Raw genomic sequence first — 25,234 nt, 5'->3', positions numbered from 1 at the left:
GATCTAGGAAGCAGGTGAAAGGCATGTCGATCGTCGTCGAAGAATTAGCGTTAGGTGGGAGCGGCAGCTCGGTAATGGTCAAAGACACCATTGATATCGCCGGCTATGCGACCCGCGCTTCGAGTTATGCACTGGCCGATGCGCCGGCTGCCACCGAGCATGCGCAGGTGGTGCAGGCCTTGCTCGCGGCCGGTTGCCGGATCAGCGGCAAGACCAGCCTGCATGAGCTGGCCTTTGGTACCACCGGGATTAACGCCTGGGTCGGCACGCCGCCGAACCCGCGTTACCCGGGGCGTATTCCCGGCGGCTCATCCAGCGGTTCGGCCGCCGCGGTGGCAGCCGGCCTGTGTGATTTCTCCCTGGGCACCGACACCGGTGGTTCGGTGCGCATCCCGGCCGCCTGCTGTGGGGTGTTCGGGCTCAAGCCAAGCTTTGGCCGGGTCAGCCGTGAAGGCGTGATGCCGGCCCGTAGCACCCTGGACTGCGTCGGCCCGCTGGCCGCCAGCATCGAGCGCCTGATCGAGGCCATGCAGGTCATCGACCCCAGCTTTGGCCCACTGCCAACCGTCGACCACATCAGCATCGGCGTGGTGCCGGTGGTGGCTGCCGCCGAGATCCAGGCGGCCGTCAACCAGGCCCTGGAGCGCTGCGGCTTGCACCTCGGCGAGCAACCATTGCCCGGCATGGCGGCGGCCTATGACGCCGGCATGGTGGTAATCAATGCCGAGACTTGGGCCGCCTGTGGCCATCTGTTGCCCGGTGGGCGGGTTGGCGCCGATATCGCCGGCCGCCTGCAGGCCGCCGGCCAGACCAGCGCCGCCGCCCTGGCCGAGGCCGAACGCGTGCGCCAGGCCTTTAGCGCCGAGGTCGATGCGGCGCTGGCGCGCTTCCCGATCCTGGCCATGCCGACCATGCCCGACTACCCGCTGGCCCTGGCCGATGCGGCCGACACCCGTGCGGTGCTGGGCATGACCGCCCTGGTGCGGCCGTTCAACCTTTCCGGTCACCCGGCCCTGAGTCTTCCCCTGGAAGGCGCTTCAGGACTGCCGGTAGGCCTTCAACTCATTGCCGCCCACGGCGCGGACGAGCTGCTTTGTGCAGTGGCCCGCGAGCTGGTCCGGCGTCTGGAAGACTAATCGTCATGCTTACATTGGAGAAACCCATGACTGTGCTTAGCGAGCTGGACCATCAGCGCGGCGCGCCGATCACCGCGGGTGAAGAATTCCAGCAATTGCTGGTGGAGATCCGGGCCCGGGCCCGGGACGAAGAATTCGATCGCCAGAAGTTCATTTCAGCCGACGTGATCGAGCGTTTCCGCACCCTCGGCGTGTACCGCGCCCTGGTGCCCAAGCGCTTTGGCGGCGACGAGCGTTCCCCTGCCGAGTTCTGCCAGATGGTCGAAGATATTTCGATCGCCGACGGTTCGGCCGGCTGGGTCGCCAGCTTCGGCATGAGCCCGGTGTACCTGGCGGCGCTGCCCCTGGACACGATCAAGAAAATCTACGCCGACTCCCCGGACGTGGTGTTCGCCGGCGGTATCTTCCCGCCGCAGCCGGCGACCTTTGTCGAGGGTGGCCTGGAGGTCAACGGCCGTTGGAAATTCTCCAGCGGTTGCATGGGCGCCTCATTGATCGGCGTTGGCATCGCCCCGAAAAACGGCGAGATGCTCGGCTTGCCGCGCCTGGCCGTGATGCCACGGGAAAAGGTGCGGATCGAGGAAACCTGGAACGTGGTCGGCCTGGTCGGTACCGGTAGCCACGACGTGGTGGTGGAGAACGTGGTGGTGCCCGAAGAGTGGACCTTCGTCCGCGGCGGGCCGGCGAACCTGGACGAGCCGTTTTTCCGCTACCCGTCGCTGTCGTTCGCCACCCAGGTGTTGTCGGTGGTCGGTCTTGGCGTGGCCCGCGCGGCCCTGGATGAACTGAGCGGCATGGCCTCCGGGCGCATCTCGGTGACCGGTGCGCCGTCGTTGTCCGACCGGCCCCTGGCCCAGGTCGAGATGGCCAAGGCCGAAGCCTCGTTGCGCGCCGCGCGTTCCTGGTTCTACCAGGCCATCGATGACGCCTGGAGCAGTGTCCTGGCCGGCGACCCGGTGACCCTTGAGCAGACCAACATGCTGCGCCTGTCGTCGACCCACGCCACCCGCGTCGCCGCCGAAGTGGCGCGCACCGCGCAGATGCTCTCGGGCATGAGCGGGGTGTATCGCAGCAGCCCGCTGTCGCGCTTCGTCAACGACACCCAGGTCATCACCCAGCACGCCTTCATGGGCGACATGACCTACCAGAACGCCGGCGCCATTTTCTTCGGCAACAAGCCGCTGCCGGGTTACCTGTAATTTTTTTCCAACCTTTGACTGGTGAATTTCATGACCGATAAAAAAGCCCTGCGAGTGCTGTTCTGCATTGGCATCAACCAGAACTTCTTCGACGCGCCGCGCCCCGAGGCCCTGGAGGTCTGGGCCGCTTTCGGCGAAATGTGGCACGGCATCGCCGACCTGCCGGGGGTCACCGTGCTCGGCAACATGGACGACGACCAGAGCATGGTCGGGCCGTCTGCCGGCTGGCCCTGGACCACCTACCTGCTGGCCGACGTGCCGGACATCGAGACCGTGCACGCCGCCTGCAACCTGTTCCGTACCACGTCGGTGGGCGATGGCCCGTACAAACTCTGGAAGTACTGCAAGGTCGAGGCCCGTACCGGCCGCGAACTGATCATCCAGCGCTGAGCCGAGGCCGACCCCATGTCATCACAAGAGCGCATCGAGGCCCTGGAGCAGCAGCTTGACCAGCTGCAAAGCGAGCACGCGATCCGGGCCTGCATGAACCGCTACATGCTGCTGTGCGACGAACTGGGTGTCGGTTCGCCGCTCGCCGAGTTGGCGGGGCTGTTTACCCTCGACGCGGTGTGGGAAGGCAAGGGCGCCAAGTACCGCGACAGTTTCGGCGGCTACCGGGGGCGCGAGGCGATCAGCGCCATGTTCGCCACCTACATGGTCGAGCCCGCGCACTTTGCCCTCAACGTGCACTTTTTGACCTCGGAGCTGATCCAGGTCCAGGGCGATGCCGCAGACGCGAGTTGGGTGATGTTGCAGACCTCGACCTTCGCCAGCGGCGCCTCGCACCTCAACAGCGCGCGCCTGACGGTGCGTTTCGCCCGGGAGCAGGGGCAATGGCGCATGGCGCATTTCCAGACCGAAAACCTGTTCAGCCGTCCGGTGGACCGCTGGAACAGCGACGCCCAGTTGCCGGTGCCGGCCAAGGCATAGCCCCAGAATTCTTAGAGTCGGCGCCACACGCCGACAAGGAGTGATCGTGAATAACCTGATAAACACCGTAACCCTGGAATCCAGCCCGGCCGACCTGGTGCTGCACGACCGCGTGCACACCTCGCTCTACACCGATGGCCGGATCTTCGACCAGGAACTGGACAAGATTTTCTACAGCACCTGGATCTGGGTCGCCCACGCCAGTGAGATTCCCGACTCCGGCAGCTACAAGAGCACCTACGTCGGCAAGCAGCCGGTGATCGTGGTGCGCGACCGCAAGAAGGATGTGCACGTCCTGCTCAACCGCTGCCGCCACCGTGGGGCCACGGTCTGCGAGCACAAAAAGGGCAAGACCAACAGCTTCGTCTGCCCGTACCACGGCTGGAGCTACGCCCTGGACGGCAGCCTGCGCGGCGTGCCGCACCCCGAGAGCTATGGCGATTGCCTGGACAAAAGCGAGCTGCCCCTGGTGAGCCTGCGGGTCGAGCAGTACAACGGCATGATCTTCGCCACCTTCAAGGACGACATCGAACCACTGTCGGACTTCCTCGGGCCGGCCAAAAAGTGGATCGATCTGTTCATGAAGCAGGGCGCCGGCTACCCGGTCAAAGTCGGCGGCGAACACCGTTTCCGCTTCCCTGGCAACTGGAAGATCCAGCTCGAAAACACCACCGATGCCTACCACTTCCCGCTGGTGCACAAGTCGTTCCTGTCCTCGGTGGATGAACAGACCCTGGAGCTGTTCGATTTCGTCGAAGGCCCGGGCTATGTCGAAGACCTGGGCAACGGCCACAGCGTGATGGTGATGATCCCTGATCTGGTGGACCTGGAAGCCAACCTCGACCTGCCGATCCCGGAACGCTTCCAGGAACTGGCCGAGCAATTGCGCGCCGAAGGCCAGGACGAGGAGGCCGTGCGCCGCATCGTGCGGGCGGTCGGTGGCTCCGGGTTCAACCTCAATCTGTTCCCCAACATCGCCTGCTCGATGGCGTTCTTCCGCGTGCTGCAACCGATCGCGGTGGATGAAACCGAGATCCATCACGCAGTGATCACCATGGACGGCGGCCCGGCCGTGGCCAACCGCTACCGCCTGCGCCTGCACGAACACTTCCAGGGCCCGATGGGCTTTGGCACCCCGGACGACTCCGAGGCCTGGGAGCGGGTACAGCGTGGCGCCAGTGCCGGCACCGACCTGTGGATCATGCTCAACCGTGGCCTGCCGGGCGAAACCCCGAGCGCCGATGGCCTGGTCAGCGACGTCAGTGCCGAGACCGGAATGCGCGCTGGTTACCAGCAGTGGAAAAAGATGATGTCGGCCTGAGTCGACGGAGAACCCCATGATCAATCTGCAATTGCTCAACCAAGTCACTGCCTTCATCTGGCAGGAAGCGGACATGCTCGACCATGGCGATTTCGTCGATTGGCTCGACCTGTGGACCGAGGATGCGACCTACATCATCCCCATCGACCCGCTGGAAACCGACTTCGAGAACACCCTGAACTACGCCTATGACAACCACCATATGCGCCAGCTGCGGGTCACCCGCCTGACCAGTGGCGAGTCGATCTCGACCACGCCACGGGCGCGTACCGTGCGCAGCCAGTCGCGCTTTCGCCTGCTGGCCGACGAGGGTGGGGTGGTTACCGTGCGCTGTGCGCAGAACCTGCGCGAGTTCCGCAAGGACGTGCTCAAGCAGTACACCGCCGATGTCACTTTCCAGCTGGTGCGCAGCGGCGACAGCTTCAAGATCCAGCGCAAGCTGATCCAGTTGATCAACTCCACCGACACCCTCGCCGGTATCGGCTACATCCTCTGAGGAGCCAGGCATGACACAGGTAGCATTGGTCACCGGCGCCGCCAGCGGGCTGGGTGCAAGCATTGCCGAACAGCTGTTGGCGGCGGGGTACCGGGTGGTGCTCAGCGACCTTTCGCTGGCCGCGGCCCAGGCCACCGCCCGGGAACTCGACGCCAGCGGCGAGCGGGTCCTGGCGTTGCAACTGGACGTGGCCAGCAAGGCCGATTTCGAGGCGGCGCTGGCGGCGGTGCTGCGCACCTGGGGCGTGCTGCACGTGGTGGTCAACAACGCCGCGATGACCATGACCACGCCGCTGATGCAGATCAGCCCGGAGGAGTTCGACCGGGTGACCAGCGTCAACCAGCGCGGGACTTTCGTCGGTTGCCAGGTGCTGGGCGGCTACCTGGCCAGCCAGGGCTACGGGCGCATCATCAACATGGCGTCCCTGGCCGGGCAGAACGGCGGCACCGCCACCGGCGCGCATTACGCCGCCTCCAAGGGCGCGATCATCACCCTGACCAAGATCTTCGCCAAGGAGCTGGCGGCGTCCGGGGTCACGGTCAATGCCATTGCCCCGGGGCCGATCGAGTCGCCGGCGGTGCGTGCGGCGGTGCCACCCGAGCGCCTGGAAACCCTGATCAAGGGGATTCCGGTGCAGCGCCTGGGCAGTGCCGACTTTATCGGCCGCGTGGTGGTGCAACTGGCCAGCGAAGAGGCCTTCTTCACCACCGGCGCAACCTGGGATGTCAACGGCGGGCTCTTTATGCGCTGACCCCGATCAGGGTCGCGAACCCACACGCAGGGCCGCCATGGCGCGGCCCGTTACCACGAAATCTGGATGATCCTGTATGAGCGATCAAGTATTGAAAGTCGTCGTGCGCAAGCGCGAAGAGCAGGGCGACGGCGTCGTCGTGCTGGATCTGGCCGACCCACTGGGGCAGCCGTTGCCGGCGTTCGAGGCCGGGGCCCATGTGGATGTCCACTTGAAGCCGGGGCTGGTGCGCCAGTACTCGCTGTGCGGCGACCCGGCCCAGCCCCTGGCCTATCGCCTGGGCGTGCTCAAGGACCCGGCCTCGCGCGGCGGATCGCTGGCGGTCCACGAGCTGTTGCTTGAAGGCCGTGAAATCGAGATCAGCGCGCCGCGCAACCACTTCCCCCTGGCACCGGATGCGCGGCGTTCGATCCTGATCGGCGGCGGCATCGGTATCACCCCGATGGTGGCCATGGCCTATGCCCTGAATGCCCGCGACAGCGATTTCGAACTGCACTACTGCGCACGTTCCCGCAGCCGCAGCGCCTTTCTCGAGGAGCTGGGCAACGCCGCCTTCGCCCCGCGCCTGCACACCCACTTCGATGACGAAGCGGATGCGCAAAAGCTCGACCTGGCCAAGGTCCTGGGCAGCCCGCAAGCCGGTGTGCACGTGTATGTCTGCGGCCCGGCGGGCTTCATGGACTGGGTGATCGCCCAGGCCATCGCCCAGGGTTACGCCGACGACCATGTGCACCGCGAGTACTTCCAGGTCGACGTCGATGCCTCGGGTGCGGGCTTTGAAGTGCACGCCGCGCGCAGCGGCAAGACGGTGCAGGTGGCCGAGGGCCAAAGCATTGTCGAGGCCCTGGGCGCGGTCGGGATAAAAATCGAGATCTCCTGTGAACAGGGGGTCTGCGGCACGTGCCTGTGCGACGTCCTGGAAGGCGAGCCGGACCACCGCGACGTCTACCTCACAGATGAAGAAAAACAGGCCAACGACCAGATTCTGGTGTGTTGCTCGCGGGCCAAGTCCAAGAAGCTGGTGCTGGATATCTGATACACCGGAGGTTAATACCATGGTCGATACAACTGGATTTCGTAACTCAATGGCGATGCTCGGCGGCGCGGTGTCCATCATCGCCACCGACGGTCCCGCCGGTCGTTTCGGCTTCACCGCTTCGGCAGTGTGCAGCGTTACCGATCAGCCGCCGACGCTGCTGGTGTGCATGAATCGCTCGTCGTTTTCCAATGTGCACTTCAAGAGCAATGGCGTGCTCAGCGTCAACGTCCTGACCCCTGAACTGCGCGACGTGTCCGGGGTGTTCGCCAACCGCGACCTGGACGCCGAGCAGCGTTTTTCCAGCGCCCGCTGGACCACCCTGGAAAGCGGTGCACCGCTGCTGGACGAAGCGCTGGTGAGCTTCGACTGCCGCATCGCCCAGGCCCATGAAGTGGGGTCGCACACGATTTTCTATTGCGAGGTCCTGGGGATTCGCAACAGCGAAGGACAGCAGGGGCTGGTCTATTTCAACCGTGCTTATCACGAAATAGGGCAGAGGCAGATTTGAGCTGCCAGCTACAAGCTGCAAGGTAGAAGCAATAAGTAAGAAACAAGAAACAAGAACAATAAGCAGGCTCTATAAGCTGCGTGAAAGTAGTGAGTGTCATGTTGTAAGTTTGCCTCTTTCAGCTCGAAGGTTGAGGCTGGCAACTTGCAGCTGCTTTCATTTCTAGTGGTTATAAAAACAATATTGCAGGTTGACTGCCAAAGTTACTCTTTTGCTCATTTGATCTGCTTCCACTCGTCGTGCCTTTGTGCATGTCATAAAAAGAAAGGAAAGTTCCATGTTTCAGAAGAGCTGGGTTAACCGTGGCCTTTGCACCACGGCTGTGATGGGGATCTTCACGCCATTGATTGCGCAGGCCGATTTTGTCGATGATCGACAGATCAGCCTGGGAACTCGCAACTTCTACATCGACCGTGACTTCAAGCAATCGGATGCGCCCAAGTCGCGGATCGGCAGCTGGACCCAGGGTTTCGATTTTCGCGCTATCTCCGGCTATACCGAGGGCACGCTGCAGTTTGGCCTTGATCTGTCGGCGCAATACGCCTATCGCCTGGACGGCGGTGGCGGTCGCGGCCCCGACAGCATCATCCCCTACGACGACAGCAAGGGAGAGCAGGTTCGCGATTACGGGCGCGCGGCGCTGACCGGCAAAGTGCGTTACAACAAGACCGAACTCAAGATCGGTGAACTGCGACCGACCTTGCCGGTGGCGTATATCGACGATTCGCGGCAGTTGATCACCACCTATCACGGGGTGCAGATCGAATCCAAGGAAATCGACAACTTGACCCTGACCGGCGGGCGCTTTACCGAGATCAGTTCGCGGGAATCTTCCAATCGGGAAAAGATGTACCTGTTTAACGGCCCGGATATACAGCGGCGCAGTGATGGCCTCAACTTCGGGGGCGGTACCTATGCCTTCAGTCCCAACTTATCGGCTACTTACTTCTATGGGCAGTTGGAAGATATCTATCAACAGCACTACCTGGGGTTGATGTACAACCATGACCTGGGCGCGGGTTATGGGTTGAAGACCGACTTGCGTTACTTCAATAACAAGGAAGACGGCAAGGCCTTGTACGGCGAGATCGACAACCGCTCCTACGGGCTGATGACCACCCTGAAAAAAGGCGGCCATGCCTTCGGCATCGGTTACCAGCGCATGCTCGGCGAGTCGACCTTTCCCACCCTCAACGGCTATGCGCCGCAGCCGTACCTGGTGAACTGGTCGACCGTGGCCTTCGTCAAGCCCAACGAGAGTTCCTGGCAACTGCGCTACGACTACAACTTCGCCGCCATGGGCGTGCCCGGCCTGAAGCTGATGACCCGTTACATCCGTGGTACCGGGGTCGACCGTGGCAGCAATGCCCTGGACCAGAACGTCGAGAGCGAACGCAACATCGTCCTCGGCTACGTGGTGCAGAGCGGCACCCTCAAGGACCTGGGCTTTGAATGGCGACGCATCGACGTCAAGACCCGCTATGGCAGTGGTCGGGCCGCGGGCCCGGATTATCAGGAGAACCGCCTGATCACCACCTACACCTGGAAGTTCTAAAACACCGCGTCTCGCCGCCTGCGCATCGGGCGGCGTTTTTATCCGCTTCCCTCTTGCCCGGATTGCTCCTCCGGGTCTTTTTTTTCGCGCGTCTACGGAGTGCCTATGCGCCGTTTCTATACCGGCACCGACTTGAGTCGGGTCCACAGTATTGCCGAGCTGGCCGAACTGGCCCGGCGGCGCCTGCCGCATTTCGCCTGGGAATACCTCAGCGGTGGCGCCGAGGCCGAGCTGACCCTGGGTGACAATCAGGCGGCGTTCAGTGCCTATGGTTTGCACGCCCGGGCGCTGGTGCCGTGCCACCCGCCGGCGACCCGGCGCAATGTGCTGGGGCGCAGTCTGCCACTGCCGATGCTGATCGGCCCCACCGGCTACAACGGCCTGCTGCACCGCGACGCCGATATCCACCTGGCGCGTGCCGCTACCGCGCGCGGCCTGCCGTTCAGCCTGAGCACGGCGTCGAACAACTCCATGGAGCAGATCGTCGCCGCGGTGCCCGGCGTCGAGCTGTGGTTCCAGCTGTATGCCATGGGCGAGCCCAAGGTCCAGGCGGACCTGTTGCGCCGGGCCAAGGCCGGCGGCAGCCGGACGTTGTTGCTGACCTGCGACGCCATGGTCCTGGGCAACCGTGAATGGGACCGGCGCAATTTTGCCCGGCCACGGCAACTGGCCTGGCGCAACAAGTTCGACGTGCTGCGCCACCCGCGCTGGCTGAAGCAGGTGATGTGGCCCCACGGCCTGCCGGGCATGGGCAACCTCAATCCCTATCTGCCCGAGGGCGAGCGCAATGCCCTGGGCTCGATGGCATTTATCGGCCGGCAGATGGACACCTTGCTCGACTGGGAGATGCTCCAGCGCCTGCGCGATCAGTGGGGCGAGCGCCTGCTGCTCAAGGGCGTGCTGCACCCGGCCGATGCCGAGCGTGCCATCGCCCTGGGCCTGGATGGGGTGGTGGTGTCGAACCATGGCGGGCGCCAACTGGACGGTGCCATGAGCAGCCTGGAGGCACTGGCGGCGATTGCCCCGGTGGCGGCCGGCAAGCTGTGCCTGCTGCTCGATGGCGGCATCCGTCGCGGCAGTGATATTGCCAAGGCCGTGGCCCTCGGGGCGGACGCGGTGCTGCTCGGGCGCTCGACCCTGTACGGCGTGGCGGTGGCCGGTGAAGCCGGCGTCGGACGGGCCCTGGACCTGCTCGGTGACGAGCTGCGCCTGACCCTCAATCTGATGGGGTGCAGCCACCTGGAACATCTGGACCGCGAGGCCTTGTTCCGCCGTCCCGGCCAGGGTGCCTAGGTGCGCATTGGCTTGCAGAATCGGCACAGTGCTTGCGCGTTTCGCGCAGTCGCGGTGGGGCGTGGCCGCTAGGATCAAGGCTCTTTTTACAGGAGCGTGCTTATGAATATCAGTGTGATCGGCGGTGGCCACGGTTGTTACGCGGCGGCAGTGGAACTGGCGGAAAAAGGCCATCAGGTGCGGCTCTGGCGGCGCGATGCACAGGCCCTGGAACAGTTGCAGCGCATCGGCCATCTGCAGGTCCGTGACTATCGCGGCGAGCGGCAGTTGAGCGTGGGCCAGCTGGGGGATTGCCTGCAGCTGTGCAGTGATCTGGCCGCTGCCGTGGACCACGCGCAACTGCTGGTGATTGCCTTGCCCTCGACCTCGCACCCGGCCCTGGCCGATGAGCTGGCGCCCCTGCTGCAACAGGGCCAGGTGGTGTTCCTGCCGCCCGGCACGTTCGGCAGCCTGGTGTTTGCCCAGGCCATGGCCACGGCCGGCAACCACGCCGAGGTCGCCTTTGCCGAAACCGGCACCTTGCCCTACCTGGCACGCAAGCATGGCGCTGAGCGCCTGGTGATCAGCGGCTACGCCACGCGCCTGCCGACCGGGGTCTTTCCCAGCCGCTTGAGCGACGCAGCGTTTGCCGTGCTGCGCGAGGCCTATCCCAGTGTCGAGCCGATCGAGGATGCCTTGAGCGGGGCCCTGATGAATGCCGGCCCGATCATCCATCCGCCGCTGATCCTGATGAACGCCGGGCCCCTGGAGCATTTCCCGGCCTGGGATATCCACAACGAAGGCACGGTGCCGTCGATCCGGCGCGTGACCAGCGCCCTCGACGCCGAACGCATGGCCATCCGCGAAGCCCTGGGCTACGGCGCGCCGCACTTTCCCCTGGCCGATCACTACGCCAGCGACGGCGAGGAATGGATGTACGGGCGTGGCGCCCACGGCAAGCTGACCGACAGCGGCGACTGGCGCGAAGACATCGATCTGCAGACCCACCGCTACATGCTCGAAGACACGCGCCTGGGCTTGTCGTTCCTGGTTTCGGTCGGGCGCTGGGCGCAGGTCCCGACCCCGGTGGCCCAGGGCCTGCTGAGCCTGGCCACGGTGGTCAGCGGCATCGACCTGTATGCCCAGGGCCGGACCCTGGAAAACCTCGGGCTGGCGCACCTGAGCCGCGAGCAGATGACCCGCTTGCTGAGCCAGGGCCTGGTGCAGGACCTGGCCTCGTGAACGGCGCGCGGATCTGCGTGGTCGGCGCCGGGCGCATGGGCGAGGGCATCGCCCTGGCCTTTGTCCACGCCGGGCTGGAGGTGACCCTGATCGATATCAAGCCCCGCAGTGCGGCGCAGCAAGCCAGCTATTTTGCCGAGGTGATCTGCCACCTGCGCAGCGAGTTGGCCAGCCTGGTGCGCCTGGAGGTGTTGCAGGCGCACCAGGCCGAACAGGCCATGGGCCGCCTGCGGCTGTGCGACCGCGAGCACAGTGCGGCGGATCTTGAAGCCACGCCCCTGGTGCTGGAAGCGGTGCCCGAGGTGCTGGAGGTCAAGGCCGCGACCTTTGCCTGGCTCAGCGCTGCCTGCGCCAGCGACAGCATCATTGCCTCCACCACCTCGACCTTCCTGGTGACCGAGTTGGCGGCGCTGGTCAGCCACCCCGAGCGTTTCGTCAATGCCCACTGGCTGAACCCGGCACTGCTGATGCCGCTGGTGGAAGTCAGCCGCAGCCCGGCCACCAGCCCGGCCGTGGTCGAGCGCCTGATGAGCCTGCTCAAGCGCATCGGCAAGGTGGCGGTGCAATGCGCGCCGGCCGCCGGCTACATCGTGCCGCGGATCCAGGCCCTGGCCATGAATGAGGCGGCGCGCATGGTCGAGGAGGGCGTGGCCAGCGCTGAAGACATCGACACGGCGATTCGCGTCGGCTTCGGCCTGCGCTTCTCGGTACTCGGCCTGCTGGAGTTCATCGACTGGGGCGGCGGCGACATTCTGTACTACGCCTCCCATTACCTGGCCGGCGCCATCGACCCGCGTTTCCTGCCGCCCAAGGTGATCGCCGAGCACATGGCCCAGGGGCGCAACGGCCTGCGCGAAGGCCAGGGTTTTTATGATTATCGCGAGGTCGACATCGATGCCTACAAGCTCGAACGCCTCGCCACCTTCACCCAGCGCCTGGAACTGATGGGCCTGGCACCGCGTTTCAACGGTGCCCTGGAGGGCCCCTGAAACCCGTTTTATCTGGTCGGCGCGGCCTGTCTGCGCCGGCCTTTACCCAGGTTCGCGGGTGCTGGCGCAGGCCCTCGGACGCCGCTAGAGGTTGTCATGAAGCTGTATGAACTGATCACGTTTACCCTGCGCGTGCGCACCGTCGGCCCTGCCATGGAGCAGCTGCAGGGGCGCCTGGGCGAATGCGCCGAGGGCGTGCAATTGATGGGCTGCTGGGCCTCGGAGATCGGCCCGCTGAACCAGATCGCGGTGCTGCGCGGGTTTGTCGACGAGCGCGCACGCCAGGCCGAGCGCGAACGCTATTTGCACACGGCCGACGCCTTTGGCGTAGCGCCCTGGCTCACGGATATGCGGGTCGAGAACTACAGCCTGTTTCCGTTCCTGGAACCGTTGCCGGCCGGCGCCCACGGGCCGTTCTACGAGTTTCGGGTATATGACCTGGTGCCCACCGGCCTGACACCGACCCTGGATGGCTGGCGCCAGGCCATCGGTCCGCGCACCGGCGAGGGCTATTCAGCGGTGTACGCCGCCTTTTACGCCACCGACGGCCGCACCCCGCGCTACCTGCACATCTGGCCCTACGCCAGCCTCGAACAACGCCTGGAAGTGCGCAGCCGCGCGGTGCGCGACGGGGTCTGGCCGCCGGAAAACTCCGGCCCGCAATTGCGCGACATGCATTCCACGCTGTATCTGCCGGCGGCGTTTTCGCCGTTGCAGTGAAGGGCGCCTGCCGACTGCGGGCAGGTAACACGCCTGTGCAGGGAATACCCATGTCGCTGCCGACTGCTCGCCCATTGCTCGGGCGCGCAGGCAGCGTACGCCCCGATGTGTTGCAGCCCGGGGGCCCAACAGCCCTGCGCTATCCGCTGGCTGGCCGATGCTTATCCATCGAGCTTACCGAGGCTTGTGGCGGCATGAAGCTTGCTCGCCAGTAGGCAAAGGCCCGCCGCCAGAGCGGGCCATGACCTAGCCGTGGGTGCCCCTGATGACCGCAAGAACCCTGGACCAAACCGCGCAGCGCCCAAGGCTCTGAACCGTGGCCGCATTCACCAGTACCGCCCAATCCCCTGACCTTGACCTGTCGTACCTGTGTCAGACGCCGGTATTTACCAGTCAGGCGCCTTTGCACAGCCATCAACTGCTGAGCCGGGAGCTGGTGGAGCATGACCTGCTGTGGCGCGGCGATGGGGTCGACACCGCGTTGTTTCGCCGCTATCTGGGGCGTTGCCAGGTGTTCGCCCTGCGTTATGGCGCGGAAGTTGAAGTGCGCTTGCGCCCGTTCAGCGATTTTGTGCTGGTGCAGATGCTCCTCAATGGCCGTGCCCGGGTCGACTGCGACGGTGTGAGCTTGGAGCTGGAAGCCGGGCAGGTGGTGGTCCTGTCCCGCTGCCAGGCGGCGCGCCTGGTCTGGCAGCGCGGCTGCGAGCAATTGATGTTGCGGGTTCCGCGCAGCCTGCTGGAGCAGGGCCGGCAGCAGGTGCTCGACGCGGGAGGGGTGGATCAGCCACTGCCATCGGCCTATTGCCTGGACCCGATGCAGACCCGGGTCTGGATGCGTCTGGTGGGCAACGTGCTGGACCAGATGGCCCTGCACGGCGAGCAGGCCTCCCCCGAGCCCTGGGTGCAGCACCTGGAACACAGTCTGGCCCTGTTTTTATTGACGCATCCGCCCCGGGGCCTGGCGCCGCGCTTGCCGGACCCGGAATCGGCGGGGCAGCGCCAGGCCTTGCGCCAGTTGGCGAAGATCGAAACCCTGATGCGCCAGCGCCTGGGTGAAGCCCTGACCCTGGCCGAGCTGGCGGCGGTGGGCGGCATGAGCGTGCGCAGCCTCAACAGCCTGTGCCAGCGCTGCTACCGCCAGACGCCAATGGAACGTCTGCGCGCCCTGCGCCTGGAGGCTGCCCGCGAACGCTTGCTGGCGCGGCGCGACCTGAGTATCACCGAGGTTGCCCTGGCCCACGGTTTCGCGCACCTGGGCCGTTTCGCCCATTACTATCACCAGCGTTTCGGCGAATTGCCGCACCACACCCGCAGCCGCTAGGCGCCGGGCGGGCGTCGGCTGTGGCTCACTGCCCGGCGCTGGCGGTCCAGCTATGCATCAGGGTGTTGGAAGGCAATTGCTCGTCGAGCAGTTTTTTCGCCGCTTCGGCCCCCACCACCGGCAAGCCCGTGGGGTCCAGCAGGCCGATCTGCACCAGCACGCTGGCCTGGTCCCAGTAGATGTGTTCGTGGCACAGCTTGTCGCCGCGAAACTTGATGACCCCGAGCATGGGGATTTCCACGTAACGGCCGGTGGGCGCGACGTTGGGCAGCATCCAGTCGATGGCGCTGGTGTGGGTAAAACTCATGATGAATTCGTCGACGATCTGCGACGAGCCGACGGTGCGCGAGATCGGCACCAGCTTCATGTCCTCCGGGTTGCCGTGGACAAAGTGATGCTGATAGAAGCGGCTCAGCTCAAGCTGGCCGACGCCGCCGGTCATGGTCGGGATGTGGTTGACGTAGGGTTCGGCAACCATGGTGGCCATCGTTGCCGGCACATCGCGCAGGGCAAATTCGTATTTGACGTGTTTGTCCCACAGCTCAGACAGGTTGTAGTGCGGGCCGATTTCGCGCTTGAGCGCAGCGATGCTGCGTTGGTGGGCCATCAGTGCGGCCGGCTTGTCGTAATGCATACCGCCGCTGCGGGCAAAGGCGTGGTCGACCCCGGGGTAGGTGTAGATCTCGACGGACTCGCGCCCGCCCAGGCGGGTCTGGATCTGCGCCCGCGCGGTGGCGTCGCAGTAGCTGTCCTGTTCGGCGAAATGCAGCACCAGGCGGCCCTTGATCTGCTCGGCCTGGTCCAGCAGGTGCTCGATGCCCATGCCGTAGTAACCCACCGCGCAGGCCACGTCGGTGTGGGTCGCGGTGAGGTAGGCCAGCTTGCCGCCCATGCAGAGCCCGACATAGCCCAGCCCGCCGGGCTCGACCTGCTCCATCTGGCGCAGAGCCTGGAAGCCGGCGTCGATATCCTGCACCGCCAGCTCCAGGTCGAGCCCCTGGAACAACTCGATGGCACGGGCGAAATCGGCCTCGGTGTAGCCCAGCTCGATCCCCGGTTGCTGGCGCCAGAACAGGTCGGGCACCAGGGTCACATAGCCTTCCTCGGCATACAAATCGGCTACGCCGCGCATGGTGGCGTTGACCCCGAAAATCTCCTGGCCGATCACCACCCCGGGGCCTTTGCCCGAGGCTGGCAGGGCCAGGTAGGCGCTGAAGTGGCCGCTGCCGTCTGTGGCTTGGATCTCGATCATCTTGCCCATGGCACTTTCCTCGTTGTCGACGGGTCGGCCCGCGATTGCGTGGCCGTGGCAGGCACTCTAGGAGCGAGGGGCAGGGCGAAAAAAGCCGGAATTGGCAAGTCGTTAGCCGGATCGTGCAGAAGTGCGGCAAGCAGGGAGAAGAATGCGCCCGCGCCGTTTGCCACGGCGCGGGGCGGGCGGGGTCAGAAGTCCCAGCGGGTGGTGAGCATCAGGTTGCGCGGGTCGCCGTAGTAGGCGGCGTTGAAGAAACCGATGTTGGTCAGGTACTTCTTGTCGAAGGCATTGTTGAGGTTGAGGGTGGCCGAGAGGTTGTCGGTCAGTTGATAGCGCGCCATCAGGTCCACCAGCCAGTACGGGTCCTGGGAGAATTTTTCCTTGGCGCCGTTTTTCGAGTAGTTGGTCAGCACGCGCCAGGATTCGCCCTGCCAGCGGGTGCCGCCGCCGAGGGTCAGCTTGTCGAGGCTGCCGCCAAGTTTGTAGGAGGTGTACAGGCTCAGTTGGTCCTCGGGCTCGGAGGTGCCGACCTTGGCCCCGCTTTCATCACGGCTGACCTTGTGGGTGTAGCCGCCTTGCAGCTGCCAGCCGGGGGCCAGTTCGCCGGAGATTTCCGCTTCGTAGCCCTTGGTCTTGGAGGTGATGCCCATCTCGGCGTAGTCGATGACGCTGTAGTCGGGGTTGGCGTTATAGGCTTCGTCCGGGACGGCACGGTTTTTTTCGTGCACTTCGAAGTAGGCCAGGCTCGAATTCAGGCGGCCGCCGAAGAATTCGCCCTTGATCCCGACTTCATAGTTCTTGCCTTCGTTGGGCCGCAGCATCTTGTTGTTGCGGTCGCGGGAGTTTTGCGGAAGGAAGATTTCGGTGTAGCTGGTATAGGCCGAGAAATTGTCGTTGAGGTCGTACACCAGGCCGGCGTAAGGCACGACCTTGCCGCTCTGTTGCAGGTCGGTGTTGCCGGTGACCTGGAAGTTGGCGACCCGGGTGCCGAGCAGCAGCGACAGGTCGTCCGCCAGGCTGAAGCGTGCGGCGACGTAACCGGCGCTCTGGCGCGTGGTTTCGTCGTTGACCTGGCTGACCTTGCCCCAGTCCGGCACCCGGCCGTTGCCGTCCCAGTTGTAGTAGTCGTAGCTGTTGTCGACCTGAATGGCGTCGGTGTAGTTCTTGCCGGTCCAGTCCGCCTTGGACACCGAGCTGCCCACCACCAACTGGTGTTCGCGGCCGAGCAGGCTGAAGGGGCCGCTGACGTACAGGTCGCCGCTGTCGCTGACGGTTTCGCCGGTGAATTTGCGCGACAGCAACGAGGCTTGGCCGGTGCTGGCGTTGGGCGACATCAGGTTGCCCATGGGCGCGTGGTAGCCGTTGATCTGGTGGTTGTATTGGCCCTTGGCGACCCAGCCGTTTTCAAAGCTGTGTTCCAGGGTGGCGAAGGCGGTGCGGGTGTACTGGGCCCAGCCACTGAAATTGGCGCCGTTGTTGTAGGAGCGCGGGGTGCTGATGGGCTCGCCCTTGCTGTCATACAGCGAGGCGCTGCCGGACCAGCTGGAGCCCTTGGGGTCGTTGTCCTGGTAGTCGGCGCCCAGGGTCAGCAGGGTGTCGGGGTCCAGGTCGACTTCGAGAATGCCGTAGTAGACGCTGGTCTTGCGCTCGTAGTGGTCCATGAACGAGTGCTTGTCGCGTTGCACCGCCACTGCGCGGCCGCGGACATTGCCGCTGTCGGTCAGCGGCCCGCCGACATCCAGCTGCGCGCTGTAGCTGTCCCAGGAACCGGCGCCCAGCTGCACGCTGGCCTTGAGCTCATCGGTCGGCTTTTTACGGATCAGGTTGATCACCCCGCCCGGGCCGCCGGCGCCGGCCAGCAGGCCCGGCGCACCCTTGAGGACTTCGATGCGGTCATAGATCGCCATGTCGGTCTGGGTCTGCCCGGCGGAGTAGGACGCATCCTGCAGGGTCGGGATGCCGTCGTACTGGAAGTTCTTGATCGCAAAACCCCGGGAATTGAAGCTGGTGCGGTCGCTGTCGTAGGTGCTGACGGTGACGCCCGGGGTGTGGCGCATCACGTCATCGATCGAGTTCAGGCCAAAGTCATCCATGACCTGGCGCGTGACCACCGAGATCGACTGCGGGGTTTCACGCGGGGTCAGCACCAGGCGCGTGGCGGTGGCGATGGTGCCCGGGGTGTAGGAGCCGGTGCCTTCGGTGATGGTCCCCAACTGATTGGCGCCGACGTTGGTCACCCCCAGTTCCAGGGCCGTGCCGCTGGCTGTCGGGCGCGGCTGCACGCGGTAGCCGGCGCCATCGGCCACGGCGGCCAGGCCCAGGGGCGCGAGCAGCCGCTCCAGGCCTTGGGTCACGTCCATCCGGCCTTTGAGGCCGGCACTGTGCAGGCCCTGGGTCATTGCCGAATCGGCGGCGATCATCGCCCCGGATTGCTGGCCGAAGGCGCCCAGCACCTGGTCCAGGCTGCCGGCCGGGATGTCATAGGCCTGGGGTTGGTGCTGGGCGCTGCTGTCGGCCGCCAGTGCACTGTGGCTGACGCCACCGAGGGAGAGGCCGAACAGGACCAGGCGCAGGGCGCCGGCAAGCGGGGTGAGGCGGCTGTGCATAAAGACTGTCCATAGGTTGAGAAGGGAAGGCGATGCGCTGTTTTTCAGCGTCTTCCCTGGTCTTGATGCGTGAGAACGAAAAAACTGCCGCCCGGGGTGAAAAAAGTTTTGCGCCTCGGATCGGGGGCAGGTGCTCAGGCCGGCACCACGCTGGCCCAGTAACCGAGCACACGCTGGATGCGAATCGGCAGGGTGCGGGCCAGCAGATCGAGGCTGGCATCGGGTCGGTCGAGGGAGAGCGAGCCGGAGACCGGCAGCGCCGCCACCGCCGGGTCGCAACGCAAGACGCCGCTGCGGTAACGGTTGAGTTCAGCCACCACTTGGCCCAGAGGCATGCGCTCGGCGATCAGCAGGCCACGGGTCCAGGCCGAGGCGGACGCCGGCAGGTTCTCGCTGGGGCCGGCAGCGCGCGGGTCGAACAGCAATTGCCGGCCCGCCGCCAGTTGCACGCTGGTGCCCTGGCGGGGGCTGATCGCTGCGCTGCCCAGCAGCACCTGGACCCGGGTGCCTGATGGGTTGCCCTCGGCGAGGCTGATCATCAGCTTCGACAGGGGCGCCGGGTGCACCCAGCCATCTTCGGTACGGACCCTGTGCGGGGTGCCGGCACCGACCTCCAGCAGCAGCCGGCCCAGGCTCAACAGCACTTCGCGCTGGGCAGCGTCGCCGCGGATATCGAGGGCGGTGTGGGTGTCCAGTTGCAGGCGCACATCGGCGGCCAATTGCAGGTCGCGGCGTTCGCCGGTGGCGGTGCGGTAGTCGCTGAACAGCTCCGGCAACAACAGGCGCTCGCGCACACTGAGCCCGCCCATCGCCACCACGCCCAGGCCGGCCAGGCCCTTGAGCACGTTGCGCCGCGAGCTGGCCCCGCGTGCCTGGAGCAGCTTGCGTGCGCCGGCGGCCGGCAAGGGCCCGACGCTCTCGCGCAGGCCATGGCCGAGCCCGGCCAGCCGTTGCCAGGCCAGTTCGTGTTGCGCATCCAGGCGGCGCCAGGCCAGGCAGGCGGCGTGTTCCGATGCGTCGCTGGTGCCCGATTGCAGGGCCACAATCCACAGCATCGCCTGCTCCACCACCTGCGGATCGAGGCGTTGCCGAGGGTCCAGCGACGGGAAGGGTTTCATGCTTCGTAGACCGCCGTGTAGCAATGGCGGAAGGCCTTGAGCATGGCTTTCTGCACCACGTTGACGCTCAGGTCCAGGCGCTCGGCAATCTGCGGGTAGGTCAGGCCGTCCAGCTGCGACAGCAAAAACACTTCGCGCACCCGCGCGCCCAGGCCGTCGAGCACCTGGCCCACGGCGTCCAGGGCTTCAAGCACCAGCAATCGGGTTTCCGGCGAGGGCAGGTACTGTGGCTCCAGCGCCGCCAGGGATTCCAGATACGCCCGCTCCAGGGCCTGGCGCCGGAAGTACTGCCCGCACAAACGGCTGGCCACGGTATTGAGGTAGGCCCGGGGCTCGCGCAGCAGCGGCACCTGCTCACTGCGCAGTATCCGCACAAAGGTGTCTTGGGCCAGGTCCAGGGCCTGATCCTGATTACCGAGTTTGCGTCGCAGCAACTGCACCACCCAACCATGGTGCTGGGCGTACAGCTCACCGACGACGCGATGCAGGGAAGGGGTGGACAGCATTGAAGAAGATTCCATGACCAGCGCGAGCGACAAGGGCGTTTATGGTAATGCTTCTCATTAAGTTGCGCTCGGGATTTTTCAGCGCCTTGATTCGCGTGCTTCGAAATGCAGCACCTCGCCATCTTCAGGTACCCACAACCGCTGGCTCAGGCCGGCCTCGCGGGCCGCGGCCAGCAGGGCGTCGCGGGTCACCGGGCAGTGGTTGAGGGCTTGCAAGTGGTTGGCCACGACCTGGCCCTTGAGCAGAGTGGTGAGTTCCAGCACCTGGTCCAGGCCCATGATGATTTCGCCCCCCAGGTCCAGGCGCGCGCCACCGGCCGGGGCCACGCAGATATCGGGCTGCTGCTCGGTCAGGAACCGGCGCAAAACCGGGCTGAGCACGGTATCGCCGCACAGGTGCAGGCTGGGTTCGCCGGGCAGTTGGATAAAGTAGCCGACCCCGTGCTCCATCAACCGTCCCACCAGGCCCCGGCCATGGGTGCAGCGCAGGGTGCGAATCTGCCCACCCAGAAAAGCGCTGGGCCGCTGGTGATCCCGGGGCAGCGGTTGCACCCGCAAACCGCGCCGGGCCAGGTACGGGGCGTCGTGTGGGGTGCATATCAGCGGAATCTGCCGTTCCCGCAAAAACTCCACGCCGGCCCGGTCCAGGTGGTCGAAATGGCCCTTGCGGCAATGGGTGATCAGGCAATGGGTGACCCCGTCCAGCGCCGCCGCGGCGGATGGCGGCAGGTCCACCAGCGGGTTGCGTTGCCAGCCGCCACGCAGGCACAGCGGCGGCAGGCCATGGCGCGCGGCAAGCATCGGGTCGACCAGAATCCGAAAGGCGCCGGACTCAATGATCAGGGTGGCATTGCGAAGCTGGTGGATACGCATCAAAGACCTCCGTGGCAGAGCACCTATTGTCGACAGCGGCGACGGCTTGCAGAATGGCCAGCTTTGACAGATCTCATTCAAATTCTGCCGGAGGCGCGATGAAGATCGGCCTGTTGCTCTACCCCGATTGCATGCCCGCCGGCCTGCTGGCGTTTGCCGACCTGCTGCTCGCCGCCAACCGCCGCGTCGGGCATGAAGCGTTCAGCCTGTGCTACGTCGCCCGCCAACCCGGCGCGGTCGCCTGCGCCCATGGCGTGCTGCTGAGCGCTGCCGAAGGAGTGGATGACGCGGCCCTGGATGCACTGTTGGTGCCCAGCTTCTGGGCCGAATCGGTGCAGCAGGTGAGTACCTTGCTGGCCGCCAATCAGCCCTTGCTGCGGCAACTGGCACGCTTGCCGGTACCGCTGTGGAGCTATTGCACCGGGGTCTGCTTGCTGGCGGCCAGTGGTCGCTTGCAGGGCCGGGTCGCAACCCTGACCTGGTGGCTGGTGGACGCCATGAGTCGGCAATTCCCCGAGGTGCAGTGGCGCAACGAACGCTTGTGGGTATTCGACCAGGACGTGGCCAGCGCCTGCGGAGTCAACGGTTACCTGCCTCTGGCCAGCGAGCTGATCCAGCAGCATCTGGGGGCCGAGGTGTTCCAGGATTTGCAGCGCCTGATGGTCCTGCCACGCCCGGTCCAGGCCCACCCCGCCTTCCAGGGCCTGAGCCTGATCGAACACGCCAGCCCGCTGCTGCGCCAGGTGCAGCTGTGGGTCGAAGACACCCCGGCCGAACAGGCCACGGTCGCGCGCCTGGCCGCCGCCCTGGGCCTGGCCGAACGCACCCTGGCCCGCCGCGTCGCTGCCGAACAAGGCCAGCCGCTGGCGACTTGGGTGCGCACGATCAAACTCAACCAGGTCAGCCAGCGCCTGCTGTACAGCCGCGCCTCCATCGGCCAGATCAGCGAACAACTGGGCTTTAGCAGCGACTCCAACCTGAGCCGCATGTTCAAGCGCTTGACCGGCCTGGCACCGCAGGATTATCGGCAGCGATACGGGGGTGGCGAGTAGGGTGCGGGTGATGCTAATCGATAGATCGAACGCAAAGTAACCTGTGACGAGGGAGCTTGCTCCCGCTGGGTCGCGTAGCGGCCCCAACAATGAGACTGCCACGCACCGACGCACCGGCCGGTCCAGCGGGAGCAAGCTCCTTCACTACAAATACCCTGTTCATTCTTAACTGATCGGCATTAGCCCATGACCGCTGCTTTTTGACTGTGTGATAAGCGCTTCATTACGCATACAAAGTGGCTTATTGCTTTTGCCAGACTCCATCGAACTACAGGAAACCACCGCCCCGACTAACGCCTGTCCGATACCCTCATGACCTTCAATTCACGGCGCCGTCCGCGACTCACGGTCCATCTCGGCCGGCCACTTCACCTTCGGTGCCAGGCGCAGGGCCAAGTTGTACCAGGGCACGTTGTTGTGGTCGCGCGGTGGCCCTGGCGGTGGCAGGGCTGAAGGACCTTGCTGCATGTAAGTGCAGATATAAGCCCAGGCAAACTCATCGGCACCCATGGTACTCAAGGGAAAGCGATCGATAACTTTATTGGTACCGGGCTCGACGATGGACAGGACCACGCCCCATTTGATGATGAGTGCGCCTTGGGCGGTAGTCCCACGTTGCTTCCAACGTTCGGCGCGGACTTGTGGCCAGTCGTAGGCCACGGGGATAACGCGCCAACGTTCGAAGGGGTTCCACCAGCGGTATTTGAAGTTGTAGGCGTAGATGCGTTGGCGGGCTCGGTTGAAGCGAATTGGTTCATCACGTGGGGGAGAGATGTCCATCCGTAGTCCTAGCGTAATCGTCCAAATAGCGGCAGCCATGCTTGTTATTCCGATAACTATCAGTTCTATATTGCCAAGAGCTAATGTATCTATGATTAGGGTGGGAGTGGTTAAGAACCAAATCATTGCTGGCAAGCAAGCTATAGTGACAACTCCTCGTTTAGCTAAAGAGTTTCGACTAACTTCCAAATAAATATCATTCTGATGGTTTGGAGTATCAAGATAGATCATTGCGGTAGATGGCTCGCTTGGCTCGGGAAGGTCTTCTTGCCATCCAGAGCAAGGTGGTTTTAGTCGAGGGAATGTCACTCTGTTATCCTTGGTTTAATTATATTTTTTATCTTCTTTGGCTACTAGGCGCGCCACACTAGATTCATATCTTACATTCGGCAAAAATGAGACCTGTAGTTCAATGGCATAGATGTTATGAGTTGGGTTTTCAGCAATGGAGCCACTGATGCTCAACGTGTGTGACTTGGCATCTTCTTTAAGGTATGAACTTCTTCTCACGGCGCCGTCCGCGACTCACGATCCATCTCGGCCGGCCACTTCACCTTCGGTGCCAGGCGCAGGGCCAAGTTGTACCAGGGCACATCGTTATGATCGTGCGGTGGCCCCGGTGGCGGCAGGGCTGAAGGACCTTGCTGCATGTAAGTGCAGATATAAGCCCAGGCAAACTCGTCGGCGCCCATGGTGCTCAGGGGAAAGCGATCAATGACCTTATTTGTGCCGGGCTCGACGATGGACAGGACCACGCCCCATTTGATGATGAGCGCGCCTTGGGCAGTGGCGCCGCGCTTTTTCCAGCGTTCGGCGCGGACTTGTGACCAATCGTAGGCTACGGGGATAACTCGCCAACGTTCGAAAGGGTTCCACCAGCGGTATTTGAAGTTGTAGGCGTAGATGCGTTGGCGGGAGCGGTTGAAGCGTATGGGAAGATCTCGCGGTTGAGATATGTCTACTCGGATTGTGAATGAGACTATCCAAATGGACAATATTATGCATCCGATGCCTATTAGTATCGTGCTTACGTCTAGGTACTTAAAATAATAAATCGTATCTAAGGCCATTTTGCATGTCCAAAGCATGATTACAACGCCGAAAAAAAACATGAACCCTCTCATGCGAGATGGACTTCTTGATATCTCTAGAAAGCTGTCATCTTGGGAGTTCACAATACCAATTGTAAAAGTTAGTTCGGCGAGAGGGTGAACATCTGGTCTTGGCAAGTCTTCCTGCCATCCTGAACAAGGAGGTTCAAGTTCTGGTTTTTCCATATTCAAAAACTCTCTGCCTTATCGTCTAAATTTTTTATTTTGCAGGGTGGCAACGCCACCTAATGGTTTCTGCTCATGGCGCCGTCCGCGACTCACGATCCATGTCGGCAGGCCACTTCACCTTCGGTGCCAGGCGCAGGGCCAAGTTGTACCAGGGCACATCGTTATGGTCGTGCGGTGGCCCTGGCGGTGGCAGGGCCGAGGGACCTTGCTGCATGTAAGTGCAGATATAAGCCCAGGCAAACTCGTCGGCGCCCATGGTGCTCAGGGGAAAGCGATCAATGACCTTATTGGTGCCGGGTTCGACGATGGACAGGACCACGCCCCATTTGATGATGAGTGCGCCCTGGGCAGTAGTCCCACGTTGCTTCCAACGTTCGGCGCGGACTTGTGGCCAGTCGTAGGCCACGGGGACTACTCGCCAAGGCTCGAAAGGGTTCCACCAGCGGTATTTAAAGTTGTAGGCATAGATGCGTTGGCGGGCGCGGTTGAAACGAATCGGTTCATCTCTAGGAGGTGCAGCATCGAGTCGAAAAAATACAGTGCAGGCCCATAGTGAAACCACAAATGTCCCAAACCAAAGAATGATAGTAGTAGGATCTTTATGTTCACGTAACCTAGACTCCAAGACGGAGTCTATCAAAAAATAAATTAACACAGCCGAGAACCAAATAATGATCCCCCGTTTTTTTGAAGAATTACGAGGAAGCTCCAAGTAAATCTCATCTAAGTGATTAGGGGCATCGTACCCCAGAGTCATGAGGGGGGGTGGAGCACACCCAGGTCCTGGTAGATCCGACTGCCAACCTGCACATGGCGGTTCAAGTTTTGGCGTTACCATATTCAGTGCCTATTTCCTATGTCGTCCAACTTATCCTCTTTCGTTAGCAGGCGAGCACATCCGACCTCATCGCTATTGTCAGGCCAAAAAGAAACTTCAAGGTCCATTGCGGTAATTTCATGAGATGTATGTAATGCAATTTTTCCTTGTATGATAAGAGCCTTCGATGTTGGACTGTATGAAATGTTGGGGGTTGTTGTTTTTGGGTTGTAATCAAGTTTTTTTAAGTCTACAGAAGGAGGTGCTGCAGGTGGACTGTCATTATTACTGGATGCAATAATTTGGCAATTTACCTGCCCTGAGCGGTAAACTTTTAGCAGGGCGGTTGCAGGAGCTGAGTGCAACACGGTTATTGAATTGAAGCAGGAGCCTCATGTTGCAAGCCCATCAGCTGAGTGAATACCTCGATCGGACACAGCCAGTTAAATCGCTTGCGTGGTCGGATGT

At 63.4% G+C, this 25,234-nt stretch carries 24 protein-coding genes; 16 read left to right on the top strand and 8 right to left on the bottom strand.

Going from position 1 to position 25,234, the window contains the following annotated elements:
- Positions 1-23 precede the first annotated feature (23 nt).
- From AC19YX_RS28175 to AC19YX_RS28105, 15 genes are all read left to right on the top strand, one after another.
- Complete coding sequence (locus AC19YX_RS28175) at positions 24-1,136, top strand: amidase (RefSeq protein WP_500607559.1); 1,113 nt, start codon at positions 24-26, stop codon at positions 1,134-1,136.
- Between the two features lie 26 nt (positions 1,137-1,162).
- A complete protein-coding gene (locus AC19YX_RS28170; RefSeq protein WP_078473986.1) occupies positions 1,163-2,335 on the top strand; it encodes an acyl-CoA dehydrogenase family protein in 1,173 nt (390 codons plus the stop codon).
- A 30-nt stretch (positions 2,336-2,365) separates the two neighbouring features.
- Positions 2,366-2,725, top strand: a complete 360-nt coding sequence (locus AC19YX_RS28165; RefSeq protein ID WP_078473987.1) for an IacB protein — start codon at positions 2,366-2,368, stop codon at positions 2,723-2,725.
- A gap of 15 nt (positions 2,726-2,740) precedes the next feature.
- The gene (locus AC19YX_RS28160) at positions 2,741-3,265 is read left to right on the top strand and encodes a nuclear transport factor 2 family protein (protein ID WP_078473988.1); all 525 of its coding nucleotides are present in this window, start codon (positions 2,741-2,743) and stop codon (positions 3,263-3,265) included.
- A gap of 46 nt (positions 3,266-3,311) precedes the next feature.
- A complete protein-coding gene (locus tag AC19YX_RS28155; protein ID WP_078473989.1) occupies positions 3,312-4,586 on the top strand; it encodes an aromatic ring-hydroxylating oxygenase subunit alpha in 1,275 nt (424 codons plus the stop codon).
- 19 nt (positions 4,587-4,605) lie between these two features.
- A complete protein-coding gene (locus tag AC19YX_RS28150; protein ID WP_078474010.1) occupies positions 4,606-5,082 on the top strand; it encodes an aromatic-ring-hydroxylating dioxygenase subunit beta in 477 nt (158 codons plus the stop codon).
- Between the two features lie 10 nt (positions 5,083-5,092).
- The gene (locus AC19YX_RS28145) at positions 5,093-5,833 is read left to right on the top strand and encodes an SDR family NAD(P)-dependent oxidoreductase (RefSeq protein ID WP_201131772.1); all 741 of its coding nucleotides are present in this window, start codon (positions 5,093-5,095) and stop codon (positions 5,831-5,833) included.
- Positions 5,834-5,909: 76 nt separating this feature from the next.
- Positions 5,910-6,869: a PDR/VanB family oxidoreductase gene (locus tag AC19YX_RS28140; RefSeq protein ID WP_201131771.1), complete on the top strand. Its 960-nt coding sequence runs from the start codon at positions 5,910-5,912 to the stop codon at positions 6,867-6,869.
- Between the two features lie 19 nt (positions 6,870-6,888).
- Positions 6,889-7,380, top strand: a complete 492-nt coding sequence (locus AC19YX_RS28135) for a flavin reductase (protein WP_078473992.1) — start codon at positions 6,889-6,891, stop codon at positions 7,378-7,380.
- A 277-nt stretch (positions 7,381-7,657) separates the two neighbouring features.
- Complete coding sequence (locus AC19YX_RS28130) at positions 7,658-8,935, top strand: OprD family porin (RefSeq protein WP_201131770.1); 1,278 nt, start codon at positions 7,658-7,660, stop codon at positions 8,933-8,935.
- 105 nt (positions 8,936-9,040) lie between these two features.
- Entirely contained in the window at positions 9,041-10,228 is a 1,188-nt protein-coding gene (locus AC19YX_RS28125) for an alpha-hydroxy acid oxidase (RefSeq protein WP_500607558.1), read from the top strand.
- A 102-nt stretch (positions 10,229-10,330) separates the two neighbouring features.
- Positions 10,331-11,449: an NAD/NADP octopine/nopaline dehydrogenase family protein gene (locus AC19YX_RS28120; protein ID WP_500607557.1), complete on the top strand. Its 1,119-nt coding sequence runs from the start codon at positions 10,331-10,333 to the stop codon at positions 11,447-11,449.
- Positions 11,446-12,438 carry a 3-hydroxybutyryl-CoA dehydrogenase gene (locus AC19YX_RS28115; protein WP_500607556.1) on the top strand — a complete coding sequence of 331 codons (993 nt, stop codon included), beginning with the start codon at positions 11,446-11,448 and terminating at the stop codon, positions 12,436-12,438. Before AC19YX_RS28120 ends, AC19YX_RS28115 begins: the two co-directional genes overlap by 4 nt.
- A 96-nt stretch (positions 12,439-12,534) precedes the next feature.
- Entirely contained in the window at positions 12,535-13,158 is a 624-nt protein-coding gene (locus AC19YX_RS28110) for an NIPSNAP family protein (protein ID WP_078473997.1), read from the top strand.
- A gap of 316 nt (positions 13,159-13,474) precedes the next feature.
- Positions 13,475-14,479, top strand: a complete 1,005-nt coding sequence (locus tag AC19YX_RS28105) for an AraC family transcriptional regulator (protein ID WP_421549551.1) — start codon at positions 13,475-13,477, stop codon at positions 14,477-14,479.
- Between the two features lie 25 nt (positions 14,480-14,504).
- Here the strand turns inward: AC19YX_RS28105 and AC19YX_RS28100 are convergent, their stop codons facing one another.
- From AC19YX_RS28100 to AC19YX_RS28080, 5 genes are all read right to left on the bottom strand, one after another.
- Complete coding sequence (locus AC19YX_RS28100) at positions 14,505-15,740, bottom strand: dienelactone hydrolase family protein (RefSeq protein ID WP_500607555.1); 1,236 nt, start codon at positions 15,738-15,740, stop codon at positions 14,505-14,507.
- A 182-nt stretch (positions 15,741-15,922) separates the two neighbouring features.
- Positions 15,923-18,340 (bottom strand): TonB-dependent siderophore receptor, encoded by a 2,418-nt coding sequence (locus AC19YX_RS28095; protein ID WP_500607554.1) that lies wholly within the window; start codon positions 18,338-18,340, stop codon positions 15,923-15,925.
- 134 nt (positions 18,341-18,474) lie between these two features.
- The gene (locus AC19YX_RS28090) at positions 18,475-19,458 is read right to left on the bottom strand and encodes a DUF4880 domain-containing protein (protein ID WP_500607553.1); all 984 of its coding nucleotides are present in this window, start codon (positions 19,456-19,458) and stop codon (positions 18,475-18,477) included.
- Positions 19,455-19,964, bottom strand: a complete 510-nt coding sequence (locus tag AC19YX_RS28085; protein ID WP_421549547.1) for a sigma-70 family RNA polymerase sigma factor — start codon at positions 19,962-19,964, stop codon at positions 19,455-19,457. The genes AC19YX_RS28090 and AC19YX_RS28085 overlap by 4 nt, the downstream gene beginning before the upstream one ends.
- Before the next feature lie 78 nt (positions 19,965-20,042).
- Positions 20,043-20,837, bottom strand: a complete 795-nt coding sequence (locus AC19YX_RS28080) for an MBL fold metallo-hydrolase (protein ID WP_500607552.1) — start codon at positions 20,835-20,837, stop codon at positions 20,043-20,045.
- 98 nt (positions 20,838-20,935) lie between these two features.
- Between AC19YX_RS28080 and AC19YX_RS28075 the strand changes: the two genes are divergently transcribed.
- Positions 20,936-21,889: a GlxA family transcriptional regulator gene (locus AC19YX_RS28075; protein ID WP_500607551.1), complete on the top strand. Its 954-nt coding sequence runs from the start codon at positions 20,936-20,938 to the stop codon at positions 21,887-21,889.
- A gap of 324 nt (positions 21,890-22,213) precedes the next feature.
- Here AC19YX_RS28075 and AC19YX_RS28070 read toward each other — a convergent pair whose 3' ends face one another.
- From AC19YX_RS28070 to AC19YX_RS28060, 3 genes are all read right to left on the bottom strand, one after another.
- Positions 22,214-22,708, bottom strand: a complete 495-nt coding sequence (locus AC19YX_RS28070) for a DUF6708 domain-containing protein (protein ID WP_500607550.1) — start codon at positions 22,706-22,708, stop codon at positions 22,214-22,216.
- A gap of 467 nt (positions 22,709-23,175) precedes the next feature.
- A complete protein-coding gene (locus tag AC19YX_RS28065) occupies positions 23,176-23,946 on the bottom strand; it encodes a DUF6708 domain-containing protein (protein WP_500607549.1) in 771 nt (256 codons plus the stop codon).
- 73 nt (positions 23,947-24,019) lie between these two features.
- Entirely contained in the window at positions 24,020-24,661 is a 642-nt protein-coding gene (locus AC19YX_RS28060) for a DUF6708 domain-containing protein (protein ID WP_500607548.1), read from the bottom strand.
- Positions 24,662-25,234 lie beyond the last annotated feature (573 nt).

The sequence above is a fragment of the Pseudomonas sp. MF09150 genome (assembly GCF_059862355.1).
The sequence above is the reverse complement of the archived record's forward strand: the minus strand, read 5'-3'. Positions and strand labels throughout refer to the sequence as shown.

Bases quoted from the DNA above. Each gene is read 5' to 3' on its own strand.
- AC19YX_RS28100 (WP_500607555.1), bottom strand. From the start codon at position 15,740: ATGGGCAAGATGATCGAGATCCAAGCCACAGACGGCAGCGGCCACTTC.
- AC19YX_RS28110 (WP_078473997.1), top strand. From the start codon at position 12,535: ATGAAGCTGTATGAACTGATCACGTTTACCCTGCGCGTGCGCACCGTC.
- AC19YX_RS28070 (WP_500607550.1), bottom strand. From the start codon at position 22,708: ATGGCTGCCGCTATTTGGACGATTACGCTAGGACTACGGATGGACATC.
- AC19YX_RS28125 (WP_500607558.1), top strand. From the start codon at position 9,041: ATGCGCCGTTTCTATACCGGCACCGACTTGAGTCGGGTCCACAGTATT.
- AC19YX_RS28135 (WP_078473992.1), top strand. From the start codon at position 6,889: ATGGTCGATACAACTGGATTTCGTAACTCAATGGCGATGCTCGGCGGC.
- AC19YX_RS28085 (WP_421549547.1), bottom strand. From the start codon at position 19,964: ATGCTGTCCACCCCTTCCCTGCATCGCGTCGTCGGTGAGCTGTACGCC.
- AC19YX_RS28165 (WP_078473987.1), top strand. From the start codon at position 2,366: ATGACCGATAAAAAAGCCCTGCGAGTGCTGTTCTGCATTGGCATCAAC.
- AC19YX_RS28080 (WP_500607552.1), bottom strand. From the start codon at position 20,837: ATGCGTATCCACCAGCTTCGCAATGCCACCCTGATCATTGAGTCCGGC.
- AC19YX_RS28160 (WP_078473988.1), top strand. From the start codon at position 2,741: ATGTCATCACAAGAGCGCATCGAGGCCCTGGAGCAGCAGCTTGACCAG.
- AC19YX_RS28120 (WP_500607557.1), top strand. From the start codon at position 10,331: ATGAATATCAGTGTGATCGGCGGTGGCCACGGTTGTTACGCGGCGGCA.
- AC19YX_RS28095 (WP_500607554.1), bottom strand. From the start codon at position 18,340: ATGCACAGCCGCCTCACCCCGCTTGCCGGCGCCCTGCGCCTGGTCCTG.
- AC19YX_RS28170 (WP_078473986.1), top strand. From the start codon at position 1,163: ATGACTGTGCTTAGCGAGCTGGACCATCAGCGCGGCGCGCCGATCACC.
- AC19YX_RS28090 (WP_500607553.1), bottom strand. From the start codon at position 19,458: ATGAAACCCTTCCCGTCGCTGGACCCTCGGCAACGCCTCGATCCGCAG.
- AC19YX_RS28130 (WP_201131770.1), top strand. From the start codon at position 7,658: ATGTTTCAGAAGAGCTGGGTTAACCGTGGCCTTTGCACCACGGCTGTG.
- AC19YX_RS28065 (WP_500607549.1), bottom strand. From the start codon at position 23,946: ATGGAAAAACCAGAACTTGAACCTCCTTGTTCAGGATGGCAGGAAGAC.
- AC19YX_RS28075 (WP_500607551.1), top strand. From the start codon at position 20,936: ATGAAGATCGGCCTGTTGCTCTACCCCGATTGCATGCCCGCCGGCCTG.
- AC19YX_RS28145 (WP_201131772.1), top strand. From the start codon at position 5,093: ATGACACAGGTAGCATTGGTCACCGGCGCCGCCAGCGGGCTGGGTGCA.
- AC19YX_RS28140 (WP_201131771.1), top strand. From the start codon at position 5,910: ATGAGCGATCAAGTATTGAAAGTCGTCGTGCGCAAGCGCGAAGAGCAG.
- AC19YX_RS28175 (WP_500607559.1), top strand. From the start codon at position 24: ATGTCGATCGTCGTCGAAGAATTAGCGTTAGGTGGGAGCGGCAGCTCG.